The following is an 11,736-nucleotide window of genomic DNA, read 5'->3' as shown; positions in this document are numbered from 1 at the left end:
CCCCCCACCGTCAGGCGGCCCCCCCCTTGCCCCCGCCCTTCCCCCCGCCCCGCCGTGCCCGCGGGCCCCTCCCCCACCCGAGGCCACACCGAGTTCAGCACTCACCCGACCCGCACGAGGGAGTCTGTTCATGTTCCTGAGACCACGCCGCTCCCTGGCGACGACCCTGGGGTTCGCCCTGGTCGCCGGGGCCTTCCTCCCAGCCGCCCCGGCGCTGGCCTTCCCCTCCGACCTACCTCCGCAGGAGCCCGGGGTCACCCTCCGGGTCTTCGACGTGGGCTTCGAGCCCGAACAGATCTGCACCCTGGTCGAGGGGCAGACCCCCAACGTCGACGTCCTGCGCGAGACCGTCGACTACGAGACCACGGAGGAGTTCGGCGGCATCGCCAACAACTTCATGGCGCACGTGATCGCGAACCTGCACGTCCCCGAGGACGGGACCTACGACTTCCGCCTGATCAGCGACGACGGCTCGCGCCTGTACCTCGACGGCGAGGAGATCATCGAGAACGACCAGCGCCAGCCGCCGACCGCCGTCGACGGGACGGCCGAGCTCACCGAGGGCGCGCACGCCCTGCGCATCGACTACTTCCAAGGGGCCTTCGACAAGGCGCTGCGGCTGGAGTGGAGCCCGCCCGGTCAGGACGGCTTCGCGCTCGTCCCCGAGGACGTGCTCACCACCGACTCCGACGTGACCCGGGTGACCTCGCCCGGAGTGAAGCGGTGTTCGGACGCCGACATGAGCCCCGGCGACGGAGCCCCGCTCGCCGGAGTGCACCCGAACTACACCGTGAGCGACCTGCGGCCGGAGGGCTTCGAGCCCACCGTCACCGGCATGGACTGGTTCGAGGACGGCCGGATGGTCATCACCACCTGGGCCGGCCGGGAGAGCTTCGACGGCGCCGTGGAGATCGTCGAGGGGACCGTCGGTGAGGACGCCGACCCCGAGGACATCACCACGCGGGTCGTCGCGACCGACATGAACGAACCCCAGGGCGTGCTGGTGGAGGACGGCGAGGTCATCGTCGCGGAGAAGCACCAGCTCAGCCGGTTGGTCGACGCCGACGGCGACGGCGTCTACGAGGACACCGAGCAGATCGCCACCTGGCCGAGCGGCGGCACCTACCACGAGTTCGGCTTCGGGCTCCTGGCCGACGACGAGAACTACTACCTCAACCTGTCGGTGGCCATCACCCCCGGCGGCAAGACCACGATCCCCCAGCACGTGGAGAACCGGGGCACCTCGATCAGGGTGGACAAGGAGACCGGCGAGGTCGAGTACGTCGCCGGTGGCCTGCGCACCCCCAACGGCATCGGCTGGGGCGCCGAGGGGGAGATCCTCGTCGCCGACAACCAGGGCGACTGGCTGCCCGCCTCCAAGATCGTCGAGATCGAGGAGGGCGCGTTCTACAACCACTACACGACCCCGGCGGGGCCCTTCGACGACCAGCCGGTCACGCAGCCCGTCCTGTGGCTCCCGCACAACGAGATCTCCAACTCGCCCACCAACCCGGTGCTGGTGGAGTCCGGGGTGTTCGAGGGGCAGATGGTGTTCGGCGACGTCACCTACGGCGGGATCCAGCGAGCCTTCCTGGAGGAGGTCGACGGCCGGAAGCAGGGCGCGGTGTTCCGGATGACCCAGGGACTGGAGTCCGGGGTCAGCCGCCTGGCGCTCGGCCCGGACGGCGACTTCTACGTCGGCGGCATCGGTGGCGGCGGCAACTGGGAGCAGCCCGGCAAGCTCCCCTACGGCCTCCAGAAGCTGACCCCCACCTCCGAGGACGCCATGGACATCCTGTCCATGGAGGTCACCGGGAGCGGGTTCGACATCACCTACACCAAGCCGGTCTCCGACGACGTGGTCGCCAACGCGGCCGAGCGCTACGACGTGGCCCAGTGGTCGTACAACCCGACCTCGCAGTACGGCGGGCCCAAGCGCAACCAGGAGACCCTCCCCGTCACCGGCGCCTCGGTCTCCGACGACGGGCACACGGTCAGCCTGGACATCGGCGGTCTGCGTGAGGACCGCGTGGTGCACGTCCGCTCGCCCCGCCCCTTCGAGTCGGCCGACGGCACCGAACTGTGGAGCACCGAGGCCTGGTACACCGTCCACAACATCCCCGGCTACGAGGCTCCGCCCAACGAGATCGGCATGTACGAGGCCGAGGACGGCACGCTGCGCGGCGGCGCGGGCATCACCAACGAGCACCCGCACCACACCGGTGAGGGGTTCGTGGACGGGTTCAGCAACATCGGCGCCTCCCTGACCTGGGACGTCGACGTCGACGAGGCCGGAACGTATCCGGTGACCTTCCGCTACTCCAGCGGCCCCAACCCGTTCGTCGGGCCCAAGACCATCTCGCTGGACGTCAACGGCGAGGACCTGGGACAGATCACCGTCGAGACCACCGAGGTCTGGCAGGCCTGGGCCGACCACGTCGAGCAGCTCGACCTCCAGGAGGGGAACAACACCGTCACGGTCACCGCCGGTGAGGACGACGACCGGCACGTGAACTGGGACCACCTGCGCGTCCAGCACGAGCCCTGCACCCCGGCCGAACCCGACGAGGGCTACCGGATGCTGTTCGACGGAACCCCCGAGAGCCTGGCCGACTGGGAGATGTCCGGCCCCGGCGACTTCGTCTCCCAGGGCGACTGCACGATGCGCTCCATCGGCGGCCTGGGCTTCACCAGCTATCCGGAGGAGTTCACCGACTACAGCCTGAGCCTGGACTGGAAGATGGGCGGGGACGACAACTCGGGCGTCCACCTCGGTGTCAACGACCCGCAGGGCGACCCCGCCGCCCGCAACCGGGGCTTCGAGGTGCAGATCGACGCCACCGACGAGCCCCACCTCACCACCGGCGCCATCTACAACTTCCAGGGCGCCGACATCGAGGCCCGCGACGAGGCCCTCAGCCCGCCCGGGGAGTGGAACACCTACGAGATCGTCGTCGAGGGCGACCGGGTGAGGGTGTACCTCAACGGGACGCTGATCAACGACTTCGACAGTGAGGGAGCGGACCCCGACCGCGACCTGACCGGCCGGATCGGCTTCCAGAACCACCACACCGGTTCCGACGTCTGGTTCCGCGACGTGCAGATCAAGGAACTCGGCTGACCGACGGGGGCGGGGCGCACGCGTCCCGCCCCTACTCGGGTTCCCCCTCCAGGATCAGGAGGGCCCGGCGCATGACGTCCTGCTGCGCCTCGTTGTAGAGGTCGGTCACGGACATCATCGCGGCCTTCTCGACCACGGCCTGGGGCATCGTCAGCCGCGAACCCGGGTCGCTCAACCAGGGGTGGTTCCTCCGGTGCTCCTCCAGGATCACCGCGACCCGCTCCGCCAGACGCTGGCGCGTGTCCGCGCTGGCGTCCGGCGGCAGGGTGTTCATCTCGTGGTCGAGGTCGGTCGGCTCCGCGTCGATCATGGTCCGGAGGTCCTCCACCGCACGCTCGTCGTAGAAGCGGCTGGAGATCGCGATGACCGCCCGGTCGGCGTCGCTCAGCCGCTCGGCGACGCCCTCGAACCCGGCCGGGACGTCGGTGGGCGTGCCCTCTCGCAGCAGCGCCGCCACCTCCTGCCTCGCGCGTCGCAGACGCTCGATCCCGGCGGCGAGTTCGGCGTCGAGCGCGCGGAGGGCGTCCTTGGAGTCGGCCGGGCTGTCCCCCATCCGGTCCACCCGCGCCAACGGAACGCCCATCTCGCGCAACCGGAGGATCTGGAGGACCCGTGCCAGGTGCCGTGCCTGGTACTGCTTGTATCCGTTGCCGCGTCGTTCGGGCTGGTCGAGCAGGCCGACCCGGTGGTAGTGGCGGATGGTGTTCACCGTCGTGCCCGCCATCTCGGCCAGCTCACTCGTACTCCACCCCATGGACACCCCCTCTCACACTCCGGTGTACCGCATCAGAGCGTGCAGGTCGCCCCCTTCTCGGGCACCTCGAGGTCGATCAGGTACCTGGCGGCGGCCTCGTCCACGCACTCGTTGGACCCGAGGGAGACGATCCCGTGCCCCTCACCCTCGACGGTGAGCAGCGCGCTCCCGAGGGTGTCCGCGAGCTCGATCCCGCCCGCGTGCGGGGTGCTCGGGTCGCCGGTGATCGACACCACGAGCGTGTCGGGCAGCCCCTCGATGTCCTCCGCGTGGGGGAACCCGAGTTCCGGCTCGACGGGCCAGGCCTCGCACCCGTCACGGGCGCCGTCCGTCACGTCCACACCGGGGTCCATGAACAGGGCCTGGGCGTAGGTCGCCTCCCGCAGCTCACCGCCCTGCTCGGGGGTCAGGCGCTCCTCGTCCATGCAGTTGATCGCGTGGTTGGCCTCCAACGAGTTCGGCCACCGCCCGTCGGGCCCGCGCAGGCCGAAGTCGTAGATGAGTTGCATCAGGGTGTCACCCCGCCCCTCCTCGACCTCGGCGATGCCGTCGATGATCCGCGGCCAGCTCTGCGGGGAGTACAGCCCGGAGATCACGCCTCCGACCGCCCCGTCGAAGTCGAGTTCGGCGCCCAGCGCGGGCACGGGCTCCTCTCGCAGCGGCCGCACGATCTCCTGGAACCGCTCGGTCGCCCGCTCGGGATCGGTGCCCAGCGGGCAGTCCGTCTCAGCCGCGCACGTAGCGGCCATCTCGTCGAACGCTCCCTGGAACCCGGCGTAGGCGTTGACCCGCCGGTCGAAGCTGCCCTCCAACGGGCTCATCGCCCCGTCGAGCACCATCGCGCGCACCCGGTCGGGGAACTGCTCGGCGTAGACGGCCCCCAGCCGGGTGCCGTAGCTCTGCCCGAAGTAGGTCAGTTCCTCCTCGCCCAGGACGGCCCGGAGCACGTCCATGTCGCGTGCGGTGTCCCGGGTTCCCAGGTGTTCCAGGACCTCGACCCCACCGCTCCCCTCGGCGCACCGCTCCATGATCTCCCGGGTGTCGTCCTCGGTGAAGCTCACGGTGGTGCCCTGCGACCCCATCGGCACGACGCCGGTGTCGGCCTCCTCATCGGTGTAGCAGTCCACCGCGGGGCTGGTGGCGCCGACACCGCGCGGGTCGAACCCGACGAGGTCGAACCGCTCGGTGATCTCGCTCTCCGCCAGCCCCGCGAAGGCCAGGGCCGCGCCCACGACACCGGAACCACCCGGACCGCCGGGGTTGTAGACCAGTGAACCCATGGACTCGCCCCGGGCGGGCACCCGCAGCACGGCCACCGAGGCCAGTTCGCCCTCGGGGTCCTCGTAGTCGAGCGGCACGTCCATGCGGGCGCATTCGGAGCCCGGTGCCAGCTCCAGCAGCGCTGCTTCCCCAGCCGTGTCCGGGTAGTCGGCGCACCCCTCCCAGCTGAGTTCCTGCTCGTGGAAGGCGTCCAGGGCCCCGGAGCCGCCCTCCGCCTCCTCCGACGAACAGCCCGCCAGGACCCCCGTCAGCGCCAGCAGTCCGGCTCCGGCCCGGACCAGCCTTCCCCCTCGTCGACGATGTTCCACTTCCACCCCTTCGGTTCGACCAGCACGTCGGGGCCAAGCAGACACTGTGTTCCTGGAACAGGGTCAAGCCCGGGAAGCGACCGGGCCCTCACGAGCCGTCCCTGGAGACGGACATGCCGAAGGTGACCACGCTGATGAGGGCGGGGATGATCGCGGTGACGCCCCATCTCCACTCGCCGCCCCAGATCCACGCCAGAAGCATCGCGGTGGTGCCCGCGAGCAGAACGAGGGTGGTCCAGAGCATGGGGCCCGAGGGATTTCCGGTGCTCTCGACGGTGATCTGGTCCTGCCGGATCAGGGAGTCGCGCAGGAGCTGGATCAACGCGGAGTGCTGGTCGGGGGTGACGTCGCGGACGCGGATGCGCAAAGTGGCCATAGCGGCCATTCTCCTCGGTCGACACGGCCCATCTCCAGCCCGAAGCCACCGGAAAAGACTCAAGGCCCGGTCGGGTGACCGGGCCTTGAGGAAGCATGAGAGCCGACGAGGGGACTTGAACCCCTAACCTATCGCTTACAAGGCGATTGCTCTGCCAATTGAGCTACGTCGGCCGACCGCCGGGGCGCCTGGCCCCGGTACGTCCAAGCTGTATGGTACCGGGTCCGGCGCCGAGTGGCCTACTCGGCACCGGGGCCTAGCTGGCCTCGGCTCCGCGACGGCGGGCGACCTCGTAGAGGGAGACCCCGGCGGCCACGGAGGCGTTCAGGGACTCGGCACCGCTGATCGGGATGCTCGCGACCACGTCGCAGACCTCGCGGACCAGGCGGGACAGGCCCTTGCCCTCGGAGCCCACGACGATCACCAGCGGACCGTTGGCCAGTTCCAGCTCGGGCAGCTGGGTGTCACCACCGGCGTCCAGACCGGCGACGAACAGCCCCGCCTTCTTGTAGATCTCCAGGGCCCGGGTCAGGTTGGTGGCCTGGGCCACCGGCAGCTTCGCCAGGGTTCCCGCGGAGGTCTTCCACGCGGACATGGTCACGCTGGCCGTGCGCCGCTCCGGGATGAGCAGGCCGTGCGCGCCGAAGGCCGCGGCCGAACGCGCGATGGCGCCCAGGTTGTGCGGGTCGGTGACCCCGTCCAGGGCGACGATCAGCGGCGGGGTATCCGAGGCCAGCGCCCTGTCGAGCAGCCCCTCGGCCGCCCAGTACTGGTACGGGCGGACCTGGAGGACGATGCCCTGGTGGGTGGCGCCGGGCAGGCCGTTGCTCTCACAGCGGCGGTCCAGGTCGGTGCGGTTGACCTCCACCACGTCCACGCCCTGGGCGCCCGCGAGCTTGGCGGCCTCGTTGACCCGGTCGTCGGGGTCCAGGCTGTTGGCCAGGAACAGACGCGTGGCGGGCATGCCCGCACGCAGCGCCTCGACCACCGGGTTACGGCCGATCAGCAGGTCGGAGTTGTCCGGACGGTTCGGCGAGCGCTCCTTGCGGGGGCTGTCCGAACCCGCCGGGCCGCCGGTCTGCGTGGCGCGCTTGTCGGCCTTGTTCCGCTGCTTGCCGTCGTACCAGTGCCGCTGCTCCGCGGGCAGGGTGCCGCTCTTGGCCTCCAGGGAACGCCGACCCTTGCCGCCGCTGCCCTTCGTGGGGCCCTTCTTGCTCTTCTTCGCCGGCATGGTCGCCGCCTCCAGTTACGTGTCGCGGGCATGCCGGAAGAACTCTTCCGGCCGATGGGGTAGCCGCGGCGCCGAGGGGCGGCGGCAAACTCCCAGCCTAGTGCCGTCCCGGTACCACACGCGTCGGCGGTCAGCCCCTGCGCAGATCCCAACGGGGACCCTGCGGGGTGTCCTCCACCACCACACCGGCCTCCGCCAACTGATCGCGGATGGCGTCGGCGGCCGCGAAGTCCTTGCGTCCGCGCGCGGCCTGGCGCTGTTCGAGCGCGACGGCCACGAGGGCGTCCACGACCTCGGTCAGCCCCTGGTCGCCGCCGCCGGACCACTGCTCGCTCAGCGGGTCCAGACCGAGTACCGAGAGCATGGTGCGCAGCTCGGCGGCGAGTCCCTGCACCCGCTCCTTGTCACCGGAGGCGAGCGCCGTGTTGCCCTCGCGCACGTGGCCGTGCACGATCGCCAACCCCTGGGACACACCCAGGTCGTCGTTGAGCGCCTCGGTGAACTCGGACGGGACGTCCGCGGCAGGGTCGACCGTGCCCAGCACCTCCACGGCGCGGGTGAGGAAACCCTCGATCCGCTGGTAGGCGGCGGCGGCCTCCTGGAGCGCGGTGTCGGAGTAGTCGATGGTGGACCGGTAGTGGGCCTGGCCGAGGTAGTAGCGCAGCTCCACCGGGCGGACCTTCTGGACCATGTCCGGGACCCTCATGGAGTTGCCCAGGGACTTGGCCATCTTCTCGCCGCCGATGGCGAGCATGCCGTTGTGCAGCCAGTACTGGGCGAAGCCGTCACCGGCGGCGCGCGACTGCGCCTGCTCGTTCTCGTGGTGCGGGAAGATCAGGTCGATCCCGCCGCCGTGGATGTCGAAGCTGGGGCCCATGTACTTGGTGGCCATGGCGGAGCACTCCAGGTGCCAGCCGGGGCGGCCGCGTCCCCATGGGGTGTCCCAGCTGGGCTCGCCCGGCTTGGCGCCCTTCCACAGGGCGAAGTCGCGCGGGTCCCGCTTGTCGCGGTCCGGGTCGGAGTCGGAGGACTCCACGACCTGGTCCAGGCGCTGGTTGGACAGCTCCCCGTATGCGGGGTGCGAGCGCACGTCGAAGTAGACGTCGCCCGATCCGTCGTCGGCGGCGTAGGCGTGCCCGGCGTCGATGAGACGGCGCATGAGCTCGATCATCTCCGGCACGTGGCCGGTGGCGCGCGGCTCGACGGTGGGCGGCAGGCAGCCCAGGGTGTCGTAGGCCCAGGTGAAGGCGCGCTGGTTGCGCTCGCTCACCTGCCACCACGGGACACCCTCCTCGGCGGCGACCCGGATGATCTTGTCGTCGATGTCGGTGACGTTGCGGCAGAACGTGACCTGGTAGCCGAGGTGGATCAGCCAGCGGCGCAGGATGTCGAAGTTGACTCCGGACCGGATGTGGCCGATGTGGGGAGGTGCCTGCACGGTGGCACCACACAGGTACAGGGAGGCACACCCCTCACGAATCGGGGTGAAGTCTCGGACCTGTCGGGCACTGGTGTCGTAGAAGCGCAGACTCACGTTGTCAAGACTATCCGTTCTCCCCTGGCCTGGGCATCACAAACCAATAAGCACCACGGTTCGGTACGGGGTCCTGATCGAGACGGGGTCCGGTCCACTCCGGACAGCCCGGAGAACTCATATGGGGCGAGCCGTATCCGGGCCGCTCACATGTGGGACGACCCGGCGTTCCGACCCCGTTCCGAGGGGGGATCGCCCGGCACGCTCCGTCAACCGCGACGGTGCGCCGCGCGGCACTCTTGGGCACCGGCGTCGGGAAGCAGCCGGAATCGGCCGGAATCTCGTGTTCGCGGCACCGCCTGGACTACGCTTCGGTGACGATGGCCCCTTTCAACAACGCCCCCGAGACAGGGACACGGAACGGTCGGACCGCGGGTCGCGGCGCGGGAGCCGGTGCTCTCGTCGGTGGCGCCGTGTTCGTCAGTGTCATCGCCCTGTGCGCCCTAGTCATCGCCTACAACGGCATCTACCGATTCGCCCTGATCGTGCACGACGAGGGCGGCTTCCTCGCGCACGTCTTCCCGGTGACCTTCACCCTGCTGGTCCTCATGGCCTTCTGGGTGAGCTACGTCCTGCGCGCGGCGCCGCCGGGTGAGCGGCTCTGGGTGGACGTCGTCCTCATCCCACTGCTGATCCTCGCCGCCGCGGTGCCGATGGTGCTGCACAGCATGAACCTGGTGGACCGCATCGCGGCGAACCACGAGGGGATCGTGCAGGTGGTGGTGGCGGTCGCCCCACTGGCCGCCCTGCTGGTGGCGTTCCTGCTGTGGATCACCGTGCGCGCGCACGTCCGCAGGCGCAACGCCAACGGACGCCCGCGAGCCAATCCCTCCGACGACCGCACGACCGTGCTGCGCGGGCGCCCCAGACCGGACGAGGCTCCGGTCCGAGACGACCGCAGGACGGAGGCGCTCAAGACCCGGCTGCTGCGGTTGGGCGCCGACGACACAGGCGACGACGCGGACGAGAAGGAGGAGTCCGGCGAGGACGCCTCCCGGACGGTCACGCTGCCCTCTCGCATCTCCACCCTGCGCCGTGATCGCGCGGAGCAGGAGGAGAAGGAGCGCGCCGAGCGCGACGAACGCGAGCAGGAGGAACAGCGCGCGGAACGGGAGGAACGAGAGCGCGCCGAACGCGAGAGCTCGAACGTGGTCGTGATCGAGGCCGGTTCCGTGGGCCACGACCGTGACGTCGACGAGCCCTCCGAGGCGGACGCGGACGCCCCGACCGAACCGATCGCGTCCGTGGCGGAGCCCGAGGAACCAGCGGAGGCCTCCGTGCCCACGCTGCCGCTCCCGCGCCGGGCCCGCGACGGCGACAACCCGATCAAGCGGGCGGCCACGGACCCGCCGGTGGTCCCCTCGCAGGCCTCCTCCCCGGAAGCCGAGTCCGAGCACACCGCCACGGGCTTCGGCCCCCGGGACACCCAGGACCTCGGCACGGGCTCCGACCATGATCTGGCCGAGTCCTCCGAGCACTTCGACGAGGGTTTCGAGCACGACTCCCCGGTGGCCGACCCCAGCACGGACGAGGCGGAGGCCCCGGTCCCCGTGCCGGTGGTCCCCGAGCCGGAGCCGGTCCGCGCCGAGCCGGAGCCGGTCGTCGCCGAGACGGCCACGGCCACCACACCGGGAACGGGCACGGACTCCGAGAGCGGTGACGTCCCGAAGGCTGCCCGGAATGAGAGCACCGTGGAGCTGTGGCCCGAGGGGGAGACCGGCTCCGGCCCCCTGCCGGAGGTCGAGGACCTGCCCGGTGTGACGGCCCAGACGCCGGACACGGAGCCCACGTTCGCGGACGACCACTCCGGTTCGCCCCTGTGGGAGCCGCCGTCCGAGGACACGCCCGCCTCGCACCTGGCCGACTACGTGCCTCCGGTGTGGACCCCGCCCGAGGACGACACCCCCGCAGAACCCGCTCCCCTGGTCGGGCGCGCGACCGGCGCCGAGGAGGGTTCGACCCCGGCTCTGGACCACGACACCGGCCCGTCGGTGCGCGCCGCCTTCCGGATGGGTTCGGTGCCGCCTGGCGCGGCCCGACCGGAGCCGGAGCCCGAGCCACTTCCCGAGCCGGAACCGCTGCCCGAGCCCGAGCCCCTGCCCGACGACGAGCCCGAGCCCGAACCGGAGCGACGGGATTCCGAGGCCGAGCCCGCGACGGAGCGCTCCCCCGGCTCCGGCGCCCGCTCTTGGAGGCCGGTGGAGAAGCGGCCGATGGTCCTGAAGCCGAAGCGCCCGCCCATGCCGGACTTCGCGTCCGGGCCGCCCTCCCGCCGCGTCCGTAGCGAGCCGCTGCCGCCGGAGGATCACTGAGCCCAGGGGGCACTGACCCTCTCAGGACACGGACGCGGTCGTCGGCCCCGGAGCCCTTGGTTCCGGGGCCGACGTCCGTCCGGACCGGGTCGGTGGGGCCGACCAGGGGGTGCCGTGCCGCAGCGCACGACCCCGATCGGGGGAAACCACGCGCCGATCCACCGGGGCCACGCCCGTGAGGGCAGCACGAGGCAGGCGGGAGACCAGGGCCACCGTGCGGCCCGGGGCCAGGAGAAGGGAGCGGCCGGGGACGTGCCCGTGAGGGCAACAGGCCCGCCCGAGCGGGGAACCACGCGCCGCTCACCCGGGGCCGTGCCCGCGAGCACAGCACGAGGTGGGCGGGAGACGAGGGCCTGCCCGTGCCCGGCTTCAGGAAGGTGCGCCGAAGCGGGCCACGCCCGCGAGCACAGCACGAGGTGGGCGGGAGACGAGGGCCTGCCCGTGCCCGGCTTCAGGGAGGTGCGCCGAAGCGGGCCACGCCCGCGAGCGCAGCACGAAACCGGCGGGAAACGAGGATCCCCCGAGATCGACGCTACGCGCGCACGCCAGGGTTCGCCAGGCGCTGCGGACACCTGTGGACAACCCCGGCTCGCGCGCTCTCGTGCGAGTGAAAACGACGGATTTCGGTCCTCTGACCAGGCAGTGCGTCACGGACCGGATACCGCCCCCACAACGACGGAGAGAGACCCTTTCCGGCCCCTGACCGGGCACCGCCTCGCGAACCCGACGCCGCCCTCACGGCACAGCGGAGGGCCTCTCCGAAGCCCGGTGCCCGAGACCACCGCCCCGGGACCCGAACGCCTCACCGCCCTGCGCTGA

Annotated in this window: 7 protein-coding genes and 1 tRNA gene; 2 read left to right on the top strand and 6 right to left on the bottom strand. The window is 71.1% G+C overall.

Features of this window, described 5'->3' with window-relative positions:
* Positions 1-130 precede the first annotated feature (130 nt).
* Entirely contained in the window at positions 131-3,121 is a 2,991-nt protein-coding gene (locus ADX84_RS20030; RefSeq protein ID WP_049577631.1) for a family 16 glycoside hydrolase, read from the top strand.
* 31 nt (positions 3,122-3,152) lie between these two features.
* Here the strand turns inward: ADX84_RS20030 and ADX84_RS20025 are convergent, their stop codons facing one another.
* From ADX84_RS20025 to cysS, 6 genes are all read right to left on the bottom strand, one after another.
* Complete coding sequence (locus ADX84_RS20025) at positions 3,153-3,875, bottom strand: MerR family transcriptional regulator (protein WP_049577639.1); 723 nt, start codon at positions 3,873-3,875, stop codon at positions 3,153-3,155.
* 32 nt (positions 3,876-3,907) lie between these two features.
* Complete coding sequence (locus ADX84_RS20020; protein ID WP_049577626.1) at positions 3,908-5,464, bottom strand: alpha/beta hydrolase; 1,557 nt, start codon at positions 5,462-5,464, stop codon at positions 3,908-3,910.
* Between the two features lie 88 nt (positions 5,465-5,552).
* Complete coding sequence (locus ADX84_RS20015; RefSeq protein ID WP_049577623.1) at positions 5,553-5,840, bottom strand: hypothetical protein; 288 nt, start codon at positions 5,838-5,840, stop codon at positions 5,553-5,555.
* A 100-nt stretch (positions 5,841-5,940) separates the two neighbouring features.
* Positions 5,941-6,013: transfer RNA gene (locus ADX84_RS20010), tRNA-Thr, on the bottom strand.
* Positions 6,014-6,096: 83 nt separating this feature from the next.
* Positions 6,097-7,071, bottom strand: coding sequence for a 23S rRNA (guanosine(2251)-2'-O)-methyltransferase RlmB (gene rlmB / locus ADX84_RS20005; protein WP_049577621.1), 975 nt, complete (start codon positions 7,069-7,071; stop codon positions 6,097-6,099).
* 130 nt (positions 7,072-7,201) lie between these two features.
* Positions 7,202-8,605 (bottom strand): cysteine--tRNA ligase, encoded by a 1,404-nt coding sequence (gene cysS / locus ADX84_RS20000; RefSeq protein WP_049577618.1) that lies wholly within the window; start codon positions 8,603-8,605, stop codon positions 7,202-7,204.
* 413 nt (positions 8,606-9,018) lie between these two features.
* Between cysS and ADX84_RS26090 the strand changes: the two genes are divergently transcribed.
* Positions 9,019-10,917, top strand: coding sequence for a hypothetical protein (locus ADX84_RS26090; protein WP_049577614.1), 1,899 nt, complete (start codon positions 9,019-9,021; stop codon positions 10,915-10,917).
* Positions 10,918-11,736: the final 819 nt, after the last annotated feature.

The sequence above is a fragment of the Nocardiopsis sp. SBT366 genome (genome assembly GCF_001083815.1).
GTDB classification, from domain to species: Bacteria; Actinomycetota; Actinomycetes; order Streptosporangiales; family Streptosporangiaceae; genus Nocardiopsis; species Nocardiopsis prasina.
This window is presented reverse-complemented; position numbering and strand designations above follow the sequence as displayed.

Bases quoted from the DNA above. Each gene is read 5' to 3' on its own strand.
- ADX84_RS20030 (WP_049577631.1), top strand. From the start codon at position 131: ATGTTCCTGAGACCACGCCGCTCCCTGGCGACGACCCTGGGGTTCGCC.
- rlmB (WP_049577621.1), bottom strand. From the start codon at position 7,071: ATGCCGGCGAAGAAGAGCAAGAAGGGCCCCACGAAGGGCAGCGGCGGC.
- ADX84_RS20025 (WP_049577639.1), bottom strand. From the start codon at position 3,875: ATGGGGTGGAGTACGAGTGAGCTGGCCGAGATGGCGGGCACGACGGTG.
- ADX84_RS20015 (WP_049577623.1), bottom strand. From the start codon at position 5,840: ATGGCCACTTTGCGCATCCGCGTCCGCGACGTCACCCCCGACCAGCAC.